General features: G+C 67.5%; 20 protein-coding genes. 15 read left to right on the top strand and 5 right to left on the bottom strand.

The annotated features are described in order from the left end of the window. Positions 1 to 21: 21 nt before the first annotated feature. The 15 genes from CI805_RS04035 (at position 22) to CI805_RS03965 (ending at position 11,469) form a co-directional block, all read left to right on the top strand. A complete protein-coding gene (locus CI805_RS04035) occupies positions 22 to 1,164 on the top strand; it encodes a phage major capsid protein (RefSeq protein ID WP_260926487.1) in 1,143 nt (380 codons plus the stop codon). Between the two features lie 163 nt (positions 1,165 to 1,327). Continuing rightward, a complete protein-coding gene (locus CI805_RS04030) occupies positions 1,328 to 1,879 on the top strand; it encodes a hypothetical protein (RefSeq protein ID WP_260926485.1) in 552 nt (183 codons plus the stop codon). Beyond that, the gene (locus CI805_RS04025; protein ID WP_260926468.1) at positions 1,876 to 2,049 is read left to right on the top strand and encodes a hypothetical protein; all 174 of its coding nucleotides are present in this window, start codon (positions 1,876 to 1,878) and stop codon (positions 2,047 to 2,049) included. The genes CI805_RS04030 and CI805_RS04025 overlap by 4 nt, the downstream gene beginning before the upstream one ends. Positions 2,050 to 2,072: 23 nt before the next feature. Then, entirely contained in the window at positions 2,073 to 2,462 is a 390-nt protein-coding gene (locus CI805_RS04020; RefSeq protein ID WP_260926467.1) for a DUF3168 domain-containing protein, read from the top strand. A 43-nt stretch (positions 2,463 to 2,505) separates the two neighbouring features. Further along, positions 2,506 to 2,913: a phage major tail protein, TP901-1 family gene (locus tag CI805_RS04015; protein WP_260926466.1), complete on the top strand. Its 408-nt coding sequence runs from the start codon at positions 2,506 to 2,508 to the stop codon at positions 2,911 to 2,913. Next, entirely contained in the window at positions 2,910 to 3,224 is a 315-nt protein-coding gene (locus CI805_RS04010; protein WP_260926465.1) for a gene transfer agent family protein, read from the top strand. Before CI805_RS04015 ends, CI805_RS04010 begins: the two co-directional genes overlap by 4 nt. Beyond that, positions 3,221 to 3,430, top strand: coding sequence for a phage tail assembly chaperone (locus CI805_RS04005; protein ID WP_260926464.1), 210 nt, complete (start codon positions 3,221 to 3,223; stop codon positions 3,428 to 3,430). The genes CI805_RS04010 and CI805_RS04005 overlap by 4 nt, the downstream gene beginning before the upstream one ends. Then, on the top strand, positions 3,420 to 3,998 hold the full coding sequence (locus CI805_RS04000; RefSeq protein ID WP_260926463.1) for a tail tape measure protein: 579 nt from the start codon (positions 3,420 to 3,422) through the stop codon (positions 3,996 to 3,998). The genes CI805_RS04005 and CI805_RS04000 overlap by 11 nt, the downstream gene beginning before the upstream one ends. 15 nt (positions 3,999 to 4,013) lie before the next feature. Then, on the top strand, positions 4,014 to 6,350 hold the full coding sequence (locus CI805_RS03995) for a DUF2460 domain-containing protein (RefSeq protein WP_260926461.1): 2,337 nt from the start codon (positions 4,014 to 4,016) through the stop codon (positions 6,348 to 6,350). Next, positions 6,347 to 7,174 carry a DUF2163 domain-containing protein gene (locus CI805_RS03990; protein WP_260926459.1) on the top strand — a complete coding sequence of 276 codons (828 nt, stop codon included), beginning with the start codon at positions 6,347 to 6,349 and terminating at the stop codon, positions 7,172 to 7,174. The genes CI805_RS03995 and CI805_RS03990 overlap by 4 nt, the downstream gene beginning before the upstream one ends. Continuing rightward, on the top strand, positions 7,171 to 7,596 hold the full coding sequence (locus CI805_RS03985; RefSeq protein WP_260926457.1) for a C40 family peptidase: 426 nt from the start codon (positions 7,171 to 7,173) through the stop codon (positions 7,594 to 7,596). The genes CI805_RS03990 and CI805_RS03985 overlap by 4 nt, the downstream gene beginning before the upstream one ends. Positions 7,597 to 7,608: 12 nt before the next feature. After that, on the top strand, positions 7,609 to 9,081 hold the full coding sequence (locus tag CI805_RS03980; protein ID WP_260926455.1) for a phage tail protein: 1,473 nt from the start codon (positions 7,609 to 7,611) through the stop codon (positions 9,079 to 9,081). Then, on the top strand, positions 9,000 to 9,779 hold the full coding sequence (locus CI805_RS03975) for a hypothetical protein (RefSeq protein ID WP_260926453.1): 780 nt from the start codon (positions 9,000 to 9,002) through the stop codon (positions 9,777 to 9,779). The genes CI805_RS03980 and CI805_RS03975 overlap by 82 nt, the downstream gene beginning before the upstream one ends. Before the next feature lie 24 nt (positions 9,780 to 9,803). Next, positions 9,804 to 10,262, top strand: a complete 459-nt coding sequence (locus CI805_RS03970; protein WP_260926451.1) for a DUF2793 domain-containing protein — start codon at positions 9,804 to 9,806, stop codon at positions 10,260 to 10,262. A 184-nt stretch (positions 10,263 to 10,446) separates the two neighbouring features. Further along, positions 10,447 to 11,469: an OmpA family protein gene (locus tag CI805_RS03965; protein WP_260926449.1), complete on the top strand. Its 1,023-nt coding sequence runs from the start codon at positions 10,447 to 10,449 to the stop codon at positions 11,467 to 11,469. A gap of 226 nt (positions 11,470 to 11,695) precedes the next feature. On the opposite strand, the gene queC is transcribed toward CI805_RS03965, so the two are convergent. The 5 genes from queC to CI805_RS03940 form a co-directional block, all read right to left on the bottom strand. Beyond that, positions 11,696 to 12,394, bottom strand: coding sequence for a 7-cyano-7-deazaguanine synthase QueC (gene queC / locus CI805_RS03960; protein WP_260926447.1), 699 nt, complete (start codon positions 12,392 to 12,394; stop codon positions 11,696 to 11,698). Between the two features lie 73 nt (positions 12,395 to 12,467). After that, positions 12,468 to 12,872: a DUF3617 domain-containing protein gene (locus tag CI805_RS03955; protein WP_260926445.1), complete on the bottom strand. Its 405-nt coding sequence runs from the start codon at positions 12,870 to 12,872 to the stop codon at positions 12,468 to 12,470. Between the two features lie 148 nt (positions 12,873 to 13,020). Continuing rightward, positions 13,021 to 13,926, bottom strand: coding sequence for an Hsp33 family molecular chaperone HslO (locus CI805_RS03950; RefSeq protein WP_260926444.1), 906 nt, complete (start codon positions 13,924 to 13,926; stop codon positions 13,021 to 13,023). Continuing rightward, positions 13,923 to 14,849, bottom strand: a complete 927-nt coding sequence (gene argF / locus CI805_RS03945; RefSeq protein ID WP_260927772.1) for an ornithine carbamoyltransferase — start codon at positions 14,847 to 14,849, stop codon at positions 13,923 to 13,925. Before argF ends, CI805_RS03950 begins: the two co-directional genes overlap by 4 nt. Further along, the gene (locus CI805_RS03940) at positions 14,849 to 16,039 is read right to left on the bottom strand and encodes an aspartate aminotransferase family protein (RefSeq protein WP_260926442.1); all 1,191 of its coding nucleotides are present in this window, start codon (positions 16,037 to 16,039) and stop codon (positions 14,849 to 14,851) included. Before CI805_RS03940 ends, argF begins: the two co-directional genes overlap by 1 nt. Positions 16,040 to 16,165: the final 126 nt, after the last annotated feature.

The following is a 16,165-nucleotide window of genomic DNA, read 5'->3' as shown; positions in this document are numbered from 1 at the left end:
AACCCGAAAGGTGAATGCCCCATGGAAATCACGCCCCCGGTCGAGGCCCTCGACTCCTCGTTCGACCTCGTCGCCCGCCAGGACGCCACCGATGCCGCAGTCACGGCGCTGCGCACCGATGTCGAGGACGTGAAGGCCCGGCTCGACCGCGTCAGCCGCGCCGCCGCCCGCCCGATGATCGAAGGCGCCGCCTCGGCCCCGCCCAGCCTCGAAGTCAAAGGCTTCGTCGAGGGCTATCTGCGCCGTGGCCGCGAGACCGAACTGAAGTCGATCTCCGGCGCTATCGCTGCCGATGGCGGCTATGCCGTGCCGCGCGAGATCGACGCGCTGATCGCCAGCCGCCTCAAGAACATCAGCCCGATCCGCTCCATCGCGCAAGTCGTGCAGACCGGCACGGCGGGCTATCGCAAGCTTATCACCACCGGCGGCACCGCATCCGGCTGGGTCAGCGAAGTCGCCACCCGCGCCGAGACCGCCACGCCCAGCTTCGCCGAAATCGCCCCGCCGACCGGTGAACTCTACGCCAATCCGGCGGCCAGCCAGGCGATGCTCGACGATGCCGGGTTCGATATTCAGTCGTGGCTGGCGGACGAGATCGCCATGGAGTTCGCCCGTGCCGAAGGCGGCGCCTTCATCAACGGCACCGGCATCAACCAGCCCAAGGGCTTCCTCGCCGCCGAAGCCACCAGCGAGGCAGACACAGTGCGCGCCTTCGGCAAGCTGCAATACCTCAAGTCCGGCGATGCGGCAGGCTTCGACACTTCGCCCGAACTGAAGCTGATCGACCTCGTCCACTCGCTCAAGGCCGGGCACCGGCAGGGCGCAAGCTGGGTGATGAACTCGGCAACGCTGGCGGTGGTGCGCAAGCTGAAGGCGGCGGACGGCTCGTTCCTGTGGCAGCCGGGCCTGATGGAAGGCCAGCCCAACCGCCTGCTGGGCTATCCGGTGGTCGAGGCCGAGGACATGCCCGATGTCGCGGCGGGCAGCTTCCCGGTCGCCTTCGGCAACTTCCGCGCGGGCTATCTGATCGCCGAACGCTCGGCCACCGCGATCCTGCGCGATCCCTTCACCAACAAGCCCTTCGTCCACTTCTACGCGACCAAGCGCATCGGCGGGCAGGTGCTCGATTCGGACGCGATCAAGCTGCTGCGCATCGCAGCCTGATCGGATCTGCTGATCCGCTGACGAGGTGACGCGGCGGCAGGATACCCCCTCCCTGTCCTGCCGCCGCCGGCCCGCGCCGCTGCCCCCTTAGGGTTAGCCCCCTTCCGGCGGCGCGGGCCTTTTCTTCCTGCCCATTCCCTTTCGCGCCTGATCGGAGACTTCGATGAACCGCGTCATCCTCTCGCCCGCGACGCTGCCGGGCACGGCGCTCGCCGAGCTTAAGCAATGGCTGGGCATCACCACCGCGCACGACGATGCCGTGCTGGGCGACCTGCTCGACGCCAGCCTCGATGTCTGCGAGGGCTTCACCGGCACGATGCCGCTGGAGGCCGGTTGCGAGGAACGCCTCCCCGCATGGTCCGGGCGCTGGCAGCGTCTGGCGACGCGGCCCGTGCAGGCGATCACCGCGATCGAGGCGATCGCCGCGGACGGCACCCGCACCGCGCTGTCTTCCGCCGCGTGGGAGGCAGACCTCGACACCGACGGCACCGGCTGCGTGCGCCTGCTGGCAAGCGCGAATGCGACGCAGCTGGCGGTCCGCTTCACCGCCGGGCTCACCGCCAGCTGGGACATGCTGCCCGATGGCCTGCGCCACGGCCTCATCCGCCTCGCCGCGCACCAGCACCGCGAGCGCGAGAACGGAGGCGCCGCGCCACTGCCGCCCGCCTCGGTGGCTGCGCTGTGGCGCCCCTGGAGGCGGATGCGGCTGGCATGAGCGGGTCTGCGCTTACCGCCAGAACCGATTTCGACGCGTTCGCCCGGCACCTCACCGACAAGGCCGCCGCGCTCGCCGAGGCTGCCGCGCAGACGCGGGCGCTGGAACGCGCAGGCGACGAAAGCCGCTGGCGCCGCGCCGACCTGCTCTGGCCCACCGCGCCACGCTGACCCTACCGACGAAAGGATACGCCATGGAAGTGCCCCTGCGCGCCGCCCTGCTCGACTGGCTGGCCGGCGATCCCACTCTGGCGGGCGAACTCAACGCCCTGACCGAGGAAGCGCCCGGCCGCACCAGCCTGCCGTGGATCGCCATTTCGGCCAGTTCCAGCGCTGACTGGAGCTGCAAGACCGCGAAAGGTCGCGAGGTGCGCGTCGCGCTCGAACTGCAGTGCCGGGGCGATGCCCCCGATGCCGCTGCCGATCTCGTCGCCGCGCTGGAAGAGCGGATCGAGAGCTTGCCGCGCCAGCAGGACGCCTTCTCGATCGCCTCCACCACCTTCCTGCGCGCCCGTGCCGAACAGCGTGGCGAAAGCCGCCGTGCGATCCTGCTCGAATACCGCTTCCGCCTGCTCGCCGCCTGATTTCGCCTGTTCAACTTTCCCCGCCATTTCGAGGAGACTTCCCATGACCGCCCAGAAAGGCAGCGCCTTCCTTCTCAAGATTTCCGACGGCGCCACCCCCGCCGCCTATCAGACCGTCGCAGGCCTGCGCACCACGCAGATGTCGGTGACGGGCGATGCGGTGGTCGTCACCAGCAAGGATTCGGGCGGCTGGCGCGAGCTGCTTTCGGGCGCGGGCGTGCGCGCCGTTTCGGTCAGCGCGGCGGGCATTTTCCTCGGCAGCACCGCCGAAGCCCGCGTGCGCGCCAATGCCATGGCGGGCACGCTCGACGATTACGAACTGAGCTTCGAGGACGGCGAGAAGCTGCGCGGACGCTTCCTTGTCCAGCGGCTCGACTATGCGGGCGATTTCAACGGCGAGCGCAACTACACGCTCCAGCTGGAAAGCTCGGGCGCGGTCGCCGCCGCGTGAGCCTTGAGGCCAATCTCCTGCGCGGTGAGACGGCGCTGGTGCTCGGCGGTGTGGCGCATCGCCTGCGTCCCAGCTTCACCGCGCTGGTCGCTGCCGAGGCCGAGCTTGGCCCGCTGCTGGCGCTGGTCGAGCGGGCGGGCGACGGCGATTTGCGCCTGACCGAGATGGCCGCGCTGTTCTGGCACTGCCTGACGGACCGCGCTGCCTTCAGCCGCGAAGCGTTCTGCGAAGCCGTGGCCGAAGGCGGACTGGCCGCCTGCATCGCGCCCTTGCGGGTGCTGCTCGGCCAGATCGTCAAGGGCACCGCGTGAGCCGGACCTTTACCGAGACCGCGCCCCGGCTCTGCGCGCTGGCCGCCCGCACGCTCGGCTGGCGCCCCGACGAGTTCTGGCGCGCCACGCCCGCCGAACTCGCCGACTGCCTCGGCCTGACCGCTGACGCTGCCGGAACTCCGGCCAGTACCGGGATCGACCGCGACACTCTCACCCAGATGATGGACAACGACCATGGCCGATGATGCCGACAGCCTGATTATCGACGTGCGCGCCTCCACCGACGGCTTCGCGCAGGACATCGCCGCCATGCGCAAGCAGATCGACGGCGACCTGACCGGCGGCTTCACCAGGGCGGGCTCCTCGCTGCAATCCAGCCTCGCCTCGGCGATCAAACAAGGCAGCCTCGGCTTCGACGACCTGAAGCGCGTGGCGGTGAACGCGCTGGGCGAGATCGCCGCCAGCGCCGCGCAAGGGCTGGTCGGTGGCAGCGCCGGTGTCGGCACATCGGCGGGCACCGGCAGCGCCAGCCTTGGCGGGCTCGTCACCTCGCTGCTCGGCCTGCCGGGCCGCGCGACCGGCGGCAATGTCGCGCCGGGCAGCGCCTATGTGGTGGGCGAGCGCGGGCCGGAACTGTTCGTGCCGACCTCCGCCGGACGCATCGACAGCGGGGCGTCCGGTTCGAGCGGCGGGCGTTCGGTCAGCGTCGCCATCAACATGACCGGCGCGCGCGGCGCCAGCGTGCCGCAATCGCTGCGCCGCTCCTCGCGGCAGATCGCCAGCGCCGTGCGCCGCGCGCTGAACGAGCGCTGAGGGGGGGAAACAGAAATGGCCTTCTGGCTCGCTTCCAAACGACAGGGACAGGACAGCGACTGGATCGAGCGCTTCGATCCGCGCTTCTGGACCGTTAACTTCCCCCGCCCGATGATGGCGAGCGTCGTCGCCACCGCGCCCGACGCGCTGCGGATCGAGGCGACGTTCCTGCGCCATGCCGACCTTGGCGGGCTGATCTGGGACAGCGCCGACACGCTCGACCACCCGCTACTCGGCTACAGGACAGACCGCGATTATCGCCACACCTCGCTGTCGTTGCGCTGGCGGTCTTCCGGCGTGGTGCCGCTCGATGCCGTGAACGGCCCGACGCTGACCATCGAGGGACGCAACGAAAGCGGCGCGGCGCGGACCTGGTACGTGCGGCTGTGGAACTACGCCGAAGGAGCGGGCGAGGACGCCACGATCACGCTGAACTTCTCGGCCCTCGACGGCGGCTTTTCGCTGCCCGCCGATGCCGATCCGGTCTGGGCGGGCGATATCGACCGGATGTTCATCTCCTTCGCGCCGCCGGGCTATGACGGGGCGAGCACCGCCGCGCTCGATGCGCCGCGCGAAGGCTGGATCGAACTGTCGCAGATCCGCTGCGACGGGGCGCGGGCGATGCTGGAAATCGGCGACGTGATGATCCCGCCCCACGGCCTCGCCATCGCCACCGGGTTCGACGATCAGGGCGTGCAGACGCCGTCGCGGCTGCTGCGCGCGATCCGCCAGCTCGGCTATCGCGGCTCGATCGTCCACTACGTGGGAATGAGCCATTACTTCGGGCTCGGCGCGAGCGACGACGCGTTCCTTGTCGGCGCTTCCGGGGACGTGCTGAACACCCCGACCCGCGCCTGGCATGCCGCCTTCTTCTCCGAGGCGGTGGCGATGGGCTTCAGTCCGGTGGCCTCGCTCTCCTACGAAGTGCTGGCGCAGCATTGCCCGCCCGCATGGCAACAGCGCGACCATCTCGGCAATCCGGCGCTGACCGGCTGGGAACCGCCCTCGACCCTGCTTTCCCCCGCGAACGGCGCGGCGATGGCGTGGCTGCGCGGTGTGGCCGAGGCCTTCGCGACGCTGATGGCCGAGGCGGGCGCGCCGGTGCGCTTCCAGATCGGCGAGCCGTGGTGGTGGACTTTCGCGGCCGGGCGCATCTGCCTTTACGACGATGCCGCAAAGGCTGCGTTCGGCGGCGCGCCGGTGGCGATCCCCGACATGCGCGCGCCCTTGAGCGCCGCACAGACCGCGCTGCTCGATGCGGCGGGCGCGATGCTCGCCGCTTCCACCGCCGCGCTGGTTTCCGCCGTGCGCGCCGCCGTGGCCCCTGCCCCGGTCGAAGCGCTCGCGCTGGTGTTCACGCCCACGCTGCTCGCGCCCGACATGCCCGAACTGAAGCGCGCCAACCTGCCGCTGGGCTGGGCCGCCCCGGCCTTCGACCGCCTTCAGGTCGAGGACTACGACTGGCTGACCACAGGCGCCGATGGCCACCGCCGCACCGCACACGCCGAAGTCGATGCGCGGCTCGGCTATCCGGCGACGGAGCAGGACTATCTGGCAGGCTTCGTGCTCGATCCCGCCAATGCCGACCAGTGGCGCCGGATCGATGCCGGGATCGACGAGGCATTCGCGCGCAGCCCGCACGAGATCGTGATCTGGGCGCTGCCGCAGGTCGCGCGCGACGGATACGTGCGCTTGCCTACTATCAGCGGAGACGATGACATGCAGGCCTTCGACGATGTGCTCTACCCGCTCGCGCTGGGCCGCGACGCCACGGTGATTCCGGAGTTTTCGACCAGCGTCTCGATCACCGCCTCGGGCTTCGAGCGACGCAATTCTCTGTGGTCGAACGCGCGGCTGCGCTTCGATGTCGGCCCCGGCGTGCGCTCCGATGCGGAGCTGGGCGAGCTGATCGCCTTCTTCCGCGCGCGGCGCGGCTCGGCGCGCGGTTTCCGCCTGCGCGATCCCAGCGACTACAGCTCGGCCGGGATGGTCGGCGTGCCCGGCGCGCGCGACCAGCTGCTCGGCACCGGAGACGGCCTCGCCACCGATTTCGCGCTGGTGAAGCGCTATGGCGAGGGCGATGCGCAGCAGGTGCGCCGCGTGACCCGGCCCGATGCGCCGTCCGTGCAGGTCGCGGTGGGCGGTGTCGTGCAGACGCAAGGCTGGACCCTGCTCGACGGCGGCACGATCCGCTTCGACGCCGCGCCTGCCTCCGGTCTCGACGTGCGCGCCGGGTTCCTTTTCGACGTGCCGGTGCGCTTTGCCGAGGACCAGCTCGAAGTCTCCGGCGCGGCCTTTGCCGCAGGCGAGGCGCCGAGCGTGCCCGTCGTCGAGATTCGGGAGGCCGCATGACCCGCACCTGGTTCTCCGGCGATCTCGAAACCGCCGCCACGTACCTTCGCATCCTGCGCCGCGACGGGGTGACGCTGGGCTTCACGACGCACGACCGCGACCTGTGGCTGGAGGGCGTACTCCACCGCGCCTCGCCCGGCATGGTGCCCTCCTCAATCCGCAAGTCGGCGGACCTTTCGGACGACAGCGCCGAAGTGGAAGGCGCGCTCAGCCACGATTCGATCTCGTCTCCCGACCTTGCCGCCGGGCGCTTCGACGATGCACAGGTGCGGATCGGGCTGGTCGACTGGGAGAGCGGCGAGAGCGCACTGCTCTATGCCGGGTCGCTCGGCACCGTGTCCGAAGAGGCCGGGCAGTTCTCCGCCCAGCTCGTCTCGCGCAAGGCCGAGCTGGAGCGCGATCTGGTGCCAAGGACCAGCCCGACCTGCCGCGCTGCGTTCTGCGGACCGGGCTGCAATCTCGGCGCGGTACGCTTCACCTCTGAGCGCACGCTGGCAGCCTTCGATGCCGAAGCCAACGCGGTGACACTCTTCCCCGCCCCGGATACCGGCACGCATATCGGCGGCACCTTGCGCTGGATCGATGGCGCGCAGTGCGACGAGAGCGCGATGATCGTGGCGGCTACGGCGCAGGGCGCGCTGGTGCTCGACCGACCCGTCGATCCGCCCCCCGCCATCGGCACGCGCGTGATGCTGCGGCAGGGCTGCGATCACACGCTGGAGACTTGCGCCGGTCGCTTCGGCAACGCGATAAACTTCCGCGCAGAACCTTATCTTCCGGGCAACGACCTGCTCACCCGCTATCCTTCGCCGGGCGCATCGTGAGCGGCGCGACGACAGGAGACGCACTCGCCGAAGCGGCGCTGGCGTTCGCAGGCACCCGCTTTCGCCTGCATGGGCGGACGCGCGAGACCGGGCTGGACTGCGTGGGCCTGCTCGACGCGGCACTGCGCGGGATCGGCGCCGCGCCGCACCTCCCCAACGGCTATCCGCTGCGTTCGCTGACGCAACCCGACGTCGAGACGTGGATGCATGCCTCGGGCTTCGTGCCCGCCGAAGCACCGCGCCAACCCGGCGACGTGCTGATCCTGCGCCCCGCCCCTACGCAAGTGCATGTCGCCATCGCGCTCGCACCGCAGCGCATCGTCCATGCCCATGCCGGGTTGCGCAAGGTCGTCGTCACCCCGCTGCCCGATCCGTGGCCGGTGCTGTCCCGCTGGCGGCTTCTCCCCCCTTCCCTGACCTGAGGACTTTTCCGCATGGCCACTCTCGTCTTCAGTTCCATCGGCACCGCGCTGGCCGGCCCGGTCGGCGGTGCGATCGGCGCGCTGATGGGCCGCCAGATCGACGGCGCCGTGTTCGGCTCGGGCCAGCGCAGCAGCGGGCGACTCGCCGACCTGACGCCGACCGATTCGACCTATGGACAGGTCCTGCCGCGCCATTTCGGACGGATGCGCACGGGCGGCTCGATCATCTGGGCGACCGATCTCATCGAGCATTCCACCATCGAGGGCGGCACCAAGGGCGCGACGGCGCTTGCCGTCTATACCTATTCGGCGAATTTCGCGGTCGCCCTCGCCAGCCGTCCGATCAGCGGGATCGGGCGCATCTGGGCCGACGGCAACCTGCTGCGCGGGGCCGAGGGCGACCTGAAAGTGGCAGGCACGCTGCGCATCCACACCGGCGAAGGCGATCAGGCGCCCGATCCGCTGATCCTCGCCAACGAGGGCGAAGCGATGACGCCCGCCCACCGCGATCTGGCCTATGTGGTGTTCGAGAACCTCAACCTAGCCGAATACTACAACCGCATCCCCACGCTGACCTTCGAGGTGCTGGCGAGCGGCGACTTCACGCCCGCAGACCTGATCGGCGAGCTGCTCGACAATGCCGAGGTCACAGCGCCGATTGCCGGGATCGAGGGCTTCAGCCACACCGGCACGCTGGCGGATACCCTCGCCACGATCGATCAGGTGGTGCCGCTCGCCAGCCATGTCGAAGGCGAGACACTGGTGTTCGAGCGCCGCGATCTGGCCACCACGGTCTCCCCGCTCGGCGAAGCGACGGCTTCTGCCGAGGACGATGCCTTCGGTGCCAGCTCCGGCTGGACCCGCAGCCGCGCCGCACCGCCCGCGCAGCCCAGTGCAGCCCTGCGCTATTACGACCCCGACCGCGATTACCTCCCCGGCCTCCAGCGCGCCGCCGGACGCCCCGCGCCCGGCCAGCCCGCCACCATCGAACTGCCCGCAGCGCTGTCCGCCAACACCGCCCGCGCGCTGATCGAGACCACCGCGCGCCGGATCGACTGGTCGCGCGACCGGATCGCCTGGCGCACGCGCGAACTCGATCCCGCGATTCGGCCAGGCAGCTTCGTGACAATGCCCGACATCGCCGGAATCTGGCGCGTGGGGTATGGGAGTGGCGCGATGCAGGGGTCGAACTCTCGCTCGAACGCTGTGCGCCGACCGGTGCCGACAGCGCTTCCGCGATGGCGACCTCGGCTGGCCGCGCAGGCAAAGCCACAGATGCGGCAGCCTCTGCCACGCTGCTGCAGGCGTTCGAGTTGCCCGACGATGGCGAGGGCAACGCACTTTCCAGCAGGCGCGTCATTGCCGCCGCGTCCAGTAGCACCACCGGCTGGAGCGGCGCGGCATTGTATCTCGTCGAAGACAACGGCGATCTGGCAGGCGCAGGGGCGACCGGCCGCACCCGTGCAGCCCTCGGCAAAGTGCTGACGGTTCCCGGCACGGCGCATCCGGCGCGATTTGACCGAACTTCACGACTCGAAGTGCAACTCGCCGCTATCGACATGGCGCTCGTGTCTTCATCCCCCGAAAACCTCAGTCTGGGCGCCAATCTTGCGCTTGTCGGAGACGAACTCCTCCAGTTTGCCAGTGCCGTGCCGCTGGGGCAGGGGCGCTGGCAACTGCGCGGCCTGCTGCGCGGACGCGCCGGCACCGAATCCGGCATCGCGACTCACGCGGTGGGCGAACCGTTCGTACTGCTCGATCGGCAAATGACGTCGCTATCTGCAGATAGCCGCATATCGCGCATCGCCGCATCGGGCCTGGGCGATCCCGTCCCCGTCGTCAGTAATGTCCGCCTGTCCGGGCTATCGCTGCGCCCGCCATCGCCGGTCCATCCCGCGGTCACCACGATGGCCGACGGAACAACCCGCCTTGGCTGGACCCGGCGTTCACGCGGCGGCTGGCGCTGGGCGGACGGGATCGACGTCCCCCTGAGCGAGGAAGCGGAGCGCTATGTCGTCACTGCGGGGCCCGACGATCGTCCTCTTGCCCGCTGGAGTGTCGACGTCCCTTGGCTCGATCTCACGCCGCTCGAAAAAGACGCCGTGGCCGAACAGTCGGTCCGTATCCGCCAGCAGGGTACTTTCGCGCTCTCCGAGCCGCTGGTTTTTTCCGTTCTTCCCTGACCTCACCCCATAACGAGGCCCGTCATGACCGATCCGATCGCCTTTTCCTCCACTACGCCGCGCTTTTCCCTACCCCTTTTATTCTCCGGTCAGGCGCAAAAGGAAGTCTTCGTGAACGAAAGCCTCGCGCGGACGGATGCCCTGCTGCATTGCACGGTCAAAGGCGTTGCATCTGCGCCACCCGAAGCGATGCAGGAGGGCGACTCCTGGGTTGTTGCAAGCGATGCAAGCGGGGATTTTGCGGGTCAGGACGATGCCATCGCCTGCTTCCAGCAGGGCAGCTGGGTTTTCATTTCGCCGTGCGAAGGGATGCGAATCTTCAACCTCGCCACGGCCAGTGACATGCTTTTTTTCGAAAATTGGCAAAAACCCGCCACTCCGCAGGAACCACTAGGCGGCTCCGTAGTTGATGGGGAGGCTCGAGCGGCGATCAATGCCCTGATTTCCGCCTTGCAAGCCTTGGGTGTCTTACCGTCGGTGTGAAAACCGCAACAACAGGGGTCACGAAATGCAGGTGTCCGGCTTTGGGTCGTACGAGCAGTTCTCGGCGACCTGTCTACTGCGGCATTCTTGCCACAGGGCCTTCGATTGTGCGCTTGCGTGCACTTATGGGAGGAGCTAGACACCGCAGCACTCGGTGGCTCCAATTTCTTAGTAGGGGAAACGTATGAGGAAACTCGTCCTTGGACTGGCCATGGCATCTACCGCCATCGCCACTCCCGCATTCGCACGAGATAATTCGTGGTATCTTCAGATGGACTTCGGCGCGATGATCGTCGAAGACGCAGCCGTTCACGTGAACGGTGTCAATGAAGGCGACATCAACTACCACACCGGCTTCGACGGTGGTGCAGAGCTCGGTTACGACTTCGGTCCGTTCCGTCTCGAAACCGAAGCCAGCTATCGCCAGGCTGACGTCAAGGACCTCGGCGGCAAGGGTCAGAACCTGTCGTTCATGGTCAACGGCCTCGTTGACTTCGGTCCCGACGACGGCCTTCAGGGCTATGTCGGCGGTGGTGCGGGCGTCGCTCGCGTCAAGTCGACCACGATCGGCGACTCGGACACCGGCTTCGCCTGGCAGGTCATCGCGGGCATTCGCGCCCCGATCACCGACCACATCGACGTGGGTCTGAAGTACCGCTTCCAGAACGTCAGCAACGTTGACCTCGTCGACGATGCCGGTGACGATATTCGCACCCGCTGGCGCTCGCACTCGATCATGGGCACGCTGGCCTACAACTTCGGTGGCAAGAAGGTAGAGGAAGCGGCTCCGCCGCCGCCCCCGCCGCCCCCGCCGCCCCCGCCGCCGCCCCCGCCGCCCCCGCCGCCGGCTCCGGTCTGCAACAAGGGTCCGTACATCGTGTTCTTCGACTGGGATAAGTCGGACATCACGCCGGAAGCGTCGAGCATCCTGGACAGCGCCATCAGCGCCTACGGCAACTGCGACAACGTTCCGATCATGCTGGCAGGCTACACCGACCGTTCGGGTACGCCGAAGTACAACATGGGCCTTTCGGAGCGTCGCAACGCTTCGGTCCGTGCGTACCTCACCAGCCACGGCATCCCCGACGGCTCGATCTCGAGCCAGGCATTCGGCGAAGCCAACCCGCGCGTTCCGACCGCGGATGGCGTGCGCGAGCTGCAGAACCGTCGCGTCGAGATCACTTACGGTCCGGGTTCGGGCCAGTAAGCAAACCGGCAACGGTACAGGATTGGGGGCTGGAGAAATCCGGCCCCCTTTTCTTTTGCCTGCTGCAAACGGAGGCATTTCACGTCGTTCCCCAGCTTCAGGCCAGGGTGCGGGTTTGATAAGCGCCTCACTGGCACGGGCACGAAAAAGGCCGCCTGCGATATCGCGGGCGGCCTTTTTCGTTTCATCAACAGACGCAAGGTGCGCCTGTTCAGAGGCTTGAGAATCAGGCCGCGTAAGGCGTCGCATCGGTAAGCCCTGCTTCCTCGAACCCGCCCTTGCGCAGGCGGCAACTGTCACACAGGCCACAGGCCTTGCCGTCCGGCTGCGGATCATAGCACGACCAGCTCATCCCGGTCTCCAGCCCCAGACGGGCCGCCTCGCGCGCGATATCGGCCTTGCTCATGAACTGGAGCGGCGCGCGGATATGGAAGGCCTTACCCCCGTCCCCGGCCTTCGTCGCCAGCGTGGCGACATTCTCGAAAGCCGAGATGAACTCCGGCCGACAGTCCGGATAGCCCGAATAATCGAGCGCATTGACGCCGATGAAGATATCCTGCGCCCCGATCGCCTCGGCCCAGGCCAGCGTCAGCGACAGGAACACCAGATTGCGCGCGGGCACATAGGTCACCGGGATGTCGTCGGCACTCACCCCATCCTTGGGAACGTCGATATCGTCGGTCAGTGCCGATCCACCGAACTGGCGCAAGTCCAGCGGCAGAACGACATGGCGCGCCGCGCCCAGCGTGCGGGCAATCTCGCGCGCGGCATCCAGTTCACGGCGATGGCGCTGGTTGTAGTCGATGGTCAGGGCATTGACGCGATAGCCCTGCTCCAGAGCGATGGCCGCAGAAACCATGGAATCAAGCCCGCCCGAAAGCAGGACGACCGCATCACGCGGGGTTTCGGAAGAAATATCAGTCATGATCCCGCGCTAACCCCACAACGGCGCCAACTCAACCTTGCGTCCCCGATGACGCCCCCGATCATGCCCCCTGTCACTTGGCGCAATCGCCCGTGCGGCGCCCTTCCATGGTAAAGGAGAAGGGCTGCCCCTTGGCGATGCCCTGGCTGTCGATCTGGATCAGGCTGTTGCTCTCACGCCGGATATGCGTGCGACCATAGCCTTGCCCCGGACAGGTATATTGCACTGTCACCTCCTGGGGCGTGTCCTGCACGACCGTGCGGCTGCAGGCCATCCCGGCATGGCGCATCTGGATCAGCTCGCGCCCGCTATCGAGACACAGCTGGCGAACCGGCGCGGAAGCACCGCGCTCCCGCAGTTCCCAGTTCCCCGAGGTCAGCTCGTCAAGCATGGCCCCGGCCGGAACCGCAGCAACCAATGCCGAGCCAGCCATGACGGCGCACACGCTTCCCAGCGCTGCCAGTCTACCCAAAGTCATCGTTCCAATCCGCAATTCGTCGATACTACAAAACGGCATATCGGGATTGTTCCCGCATTTTGCCATGCTGCATGGCAAATCGGGCGAAATTCAGACCGAAATCAAGGTATACGAAGATAAGCTGCGCCTAGCGATCCGGCCTGAAAGCTCAGACCTCGACTCGGATGATCTTCGAACAGAACGCGCAATCGACCGGGACTGTCCCGTCCGGATCGCGCATTTCGGCCAGCTGGTCCTCTGGGAAACGGCCAAGCACCGACTGATAATGCGCCACCGAGCAACGGCAGCCGCGCTGCAGGTGCCGCAACGGATCGACGCGCACTTCCTCTTCCTCGTGGAACAGGCGCCAGGTGAGGTCTTCCAGCGTCAGCACCGGATCGACCAGTTCCTCGGGCGTGGTGCTGCCTGCCAGGATCGAGACGTGCTCCCAGTCCGGGTGATCGTCCTTGGCGTGCAGACGCTCGCGGCCTTCCTCGCCATCGGGCAGATGCTGCACCAGCAGGCCGCCCGCACAGCAGCGCGCCCCGTTCGAGCGCACCGAGATGCGGATCAGCGTCGGAATCTGCTCCGACAGGGCGAAATACTGCTCGCACGCGTGGGCCAGCGAGCGCCCTTCCAGCGGGACAACCCCCTGATAACGCTCACCCGATGTCGCGAGGTCGAACGTGATCGCCAGATAGCCCTTGCCGAACAGCGCCTCCAGCGGCGCCTCCGGACCGAGGTCGGCCATCAGCGCGGCGTTGTGGCGCAGATAGCCGCGCACTTCACCCGCGCGATAATCGCAGACCAGCAGGTCGATCGCCCCGCCCTCGGCCTGCGCCTGAAACGTCAGTTGCGCCTCGTCGTCCTTGAGGAGCGATCCCATCAGCGCCGTCAGCACCAGCGCCTCGGCCAGTAGATGCTTGGCGACCACCGGATAGTCGTGCGCCGACAGCACCGTCTCCAGCACCGGGCCGAGACGGACCAGACGCCCCCGCGCGCTGCGCGCGGGGACGCTGAAGGACAGAACGCGATCGAAACCGGTATCGCCCGCAGGCAGGTCGTCTTCGATCACAGCTTGCCGAGTGCCCAGAGCAGGACCGACTTCTGCGCATGGATGCGGTTTTCCGCCTCATCCCAGACCACCGACTGCGGCCCGTCGATCACCTCGCCGGTCACTTCCTCCTCGCGGTGCGCGGGCAGGCAGTGCAGGAACAGCGCGGCGGGATCGGCCTTGGCCATCAGCGCCGCGTCGACCTGATAGGGCTGCATCGCGGCGATATGAACCTCGCCGCCCGCCTGCCCCATCGAGACCCAGGTATCGGTGACGACAACCTGCGCGCCAGCGACCGCCTCAGCCGCATCGTTGGTCAGCACCACCTGGCCACCGGCGGCGCGGGCGCGTTCGATGAACCCGGCGTCGGGCTCGTACCCTGCCGGGCCGCCGATGCGGATTGTGAACTTGAGCAGCCCCGCCGCCTCAATCAGCGAATTGGTGACGTTGTTGCCGTCACCCAGCCAGGCCATGACCATGCCTTCCAGCGTGACGCCGCGCTCATGCAGGGTCAGCAAGTCGGCAACGATCTGGCACGGGTGCGACAGATCGGTCAGGCCGTTGATCACCGGCACGTCGGCGTAATGCGCCAGTTCCTCGATCTTGGCATGATCGTCGGTGCGGATCATGATCGCATCGACCATGCGGCTGAGCACGCGCGCGGTATCGGCGATCGTCTCGCCGCGACCGATCTGCGTGCTGCCCGCCTCCATGATCAGCGCCGTGCCGCCAAGCTGGCGCATCGCCATGTCGAACGAGACGCGCGTGCGCGTCGAGTTCTTCTCGAAGATCATCGCCAGCGTATGCCCGGCAAGCGGCGCGTCGGCATCGACGCCGCCCTTGGGCTTGCCCAGCCGCGCAGTCTTGCGCGCGTGGGCATCGTCGAGCATCCGCCGCAGCGCCTCGCTGCCGGCATCGGCGATATTGAGGAAATGCCGCCCCATCATGCGGTCTCCGCCACTTGATAGTCCGCCGCAGCGGCAGACAGCTTCTCCATGAACTCGTCGATATGCGCGTCCTCGATCACCAGCGGCGGCAGGACGCGCACCACGTTGTCGCCCGCCGAAACGGTGAGCAGGCCATGGTGATCGCGCATGTGCGCCACGAACGCCCGCGGCTCGACCTTCATCTTCACGCCGATGAACAGGCCGCGACCATGCACCGATTCGAACAGTTCGGGATAGTTGCCGATGAACTGTTCGAGGCGCGACATAATCCGCTCGCCCTTGGCGCGCACCTCGGCGAGGAAGCCCTCTTCGGTCACGGCGTCGAGCACCGCGTCGATCGCCGCCATCGCGAACGGGTTGCCGCCATAGGTCGAGCCATGGGTGCCGAAGGTCATGCCGCGCGCCGCCTTTTCGGTGGCGAGGCAGGCGCCGACCGGGAAGCCGCCGCCGATGCCCTTGGCGATCGACATCACATCGGGGATCACGCCGTACTGCTCATAGGCGAACAGCGTACCGGCACGGCCCACGCCGCTCTGCACCTCGTCGAAGACCAGCATCAGATCCTGCTCGTCGCAGATCTGGCGCAGGCCCTTGATGAACTCTTCGGTGCCGATGCGGATGCCGCCCTCGCCCTGGATCGGCTCGACGAGGAAACCTGCCGTGTTCGGGCCGATCGCCGCGCGTGCGGCTTCGAGATCGTTGAACTCCACGTACTTGAAGCCGGGCAGCATGGGCTCGAAGCCCTTGTGCATCTTCTCCTGGTTGGACGCGGCAATGGCGCCCATCGTGCGGCCGTGGAAGGCGTTCTTGAAGGTGATCAGTTCATAGCGCGTCGTATCGCCCTGATACTGGTGATAGGCGCGCGCGGTCTTGATCGCACACTCCACCGCCTCGGCACCCGAATTGGTGAAGAACACCGTGTCGGCAAAAGTCAGCTCGGTCAGCCGCTTGGCGACGGCTTCGCCCTGCGGGCTGCCGTAGAGGTTCGAGACGTGCATCAGCGTGGCGGCCTGCTTCTGGATCGCGCCGACCAGACCGGGGTGCGAGTGGCCGAGCAGGTTCACCGCGATACCGCTGGCGAAATCAAGGAATCGGCGGCCGTCTTCGCTGATCAGATGGCAGTGCTCCCCGCGAACGGGACGCACGTCGCACCGGGGGTAAACGGGCATCAGCGGTGTGATCGACATGACGAATTCCTTGATGAAACAAATCGGTGAAATGAAACTCTTGCACTGCAAACGACAAATGGCGGCCCCGGAAGGGCCGCCATCTGCGTGCTTCTAGTCTGTTGCCTTCCCCGGTCAAACCGCCGG

The organism is Novosphingobium sp. 9 (assembly GCF_025340265.1).
In the GTDB taxonomy this organism is placed as follows: domain Bacteria; phylum Pseudomonadota; class Alphaproteobacteria; order Sphingomonadales; family Sphingomonadaceae; genus Novosphingobium.
The sequence above is the reverse complement of the archived record's forward strand: the minus strand, read 5'-3'. Positions and strand labels throughout refer to the sequence as shown.

What these genes read in the sequence shown, in the direction of transcription:
- CI805_RS03940 (WP_260926442.1), bottom strand. Translation starts at nt 16,039, where the DNA reads ATGTCGATCACACCGCTGATGCCCGTTTACCCCCGGTGCGACGTGCGT.
- CI805_RS03995 (WP_260926461.1), top strand. Translation starts at nt 4,014, where the DNA reads ATGGCCTTCTGGCTCGCTTCCAAACGACAGGGACAGGACAGCGACTGG.
- CI805_RS03980 (WP_260926455.1), top strand. Translation starts at nt 7,609, where the DNA reads ATGGCCACTCTCGTCTTCAGTTCCATCGGCACCGCGCTGGCCGGCCCG.
- CI805_RS04000 (WP_260926463.1), top strand. Translation starts at nt 3,420, where the DNA reads ATGGCCGATGATGCCGACAGCCTGATTATCGACGTGCGCGCCTCCACC.
- CI805_RS03955 (WP_260926445.1), bottom strand. Translation starts at nt 12,872, where the DNA reads ATGACTTTGGGTAGACTGGCAGCGCTGGGAAGCGTGTGCGCCGTCATG.
- CI805_RS03965 (WP_260926449.1), top strand. Translation starts at nt 10,447, where the DNA reads ATGAGGAAACTCGTCCTTGGACTGGCCATGGCATCTACCGCCATCGCC.
- CI805_RS04035 (WP_260926487.1), top strand. Translation starts at nt 22, where the DNA reads ATGGAAATCACGCCCCCGGTCGAGGCCCTCGACTCCTCGTTCGACCTC.
- CI805_RS03970 (WP_260926451.1), top strand. Translation starts at nt 9,804, where the DNA reads ATGACCGATCCGATCGCCTTTTCCTCCACTACGCCGCGCTTTTCCCTA.
- CI805_RS04025 (WP_260926468.1), top strand. Translation starts at nt 1,876, where the DNA reads ATGAGCGGGTCTGCGCTTACCGCCAGAACCGATTTCGACGCGTTCGCC.
- queC (WP_260926447.1), bottom strand. Translation starts at nt 12,394, where the DNA reads ATGACTGATATTTCTTCCGAAACCCCGCGTGATGCGGTCGTCCTGCTT.
- CI805_RS04020 (WP_260926467.1), top strand. Translation starts at nt 2,073, where the DNA reads ATGGAAGTGCCCCTGCGCGCCGCCCTGCTCGACTGGCTGGCCGGCGAT.
- CI805_RS03990 (WP_260926459.1), top strand. Translation starts at nt 6,347, where the DNA reads ATGACCCGCACCTGGTTCTCCGGCGATCTCGAAACCGCCGCCACGTAC.
- CI805_RS04015 (WP_260926466.1), top strand. Translation starts at nt 2,506, where the DNA reads ATGACCGCCCAGAAAGGCAGCGCCTTCCTTCTCAAGATTTCCGACGGC.
- argF (WP_260927772.1), bottom strand. Translation starts at nt 14,849, where the DNA reads ATGGGGCGGCATTTCCTCAATATCGCCGATGCCGGCAGCGAGGCGCTG.
- CI805_RS04030 (WP_260926485.1), top strand. Translation starts at nt 1,328, where the DNA reads ATGAACCGCGTCATCCTCTCGCCCGCGACGCTGCCGGGCACGGCGCTC.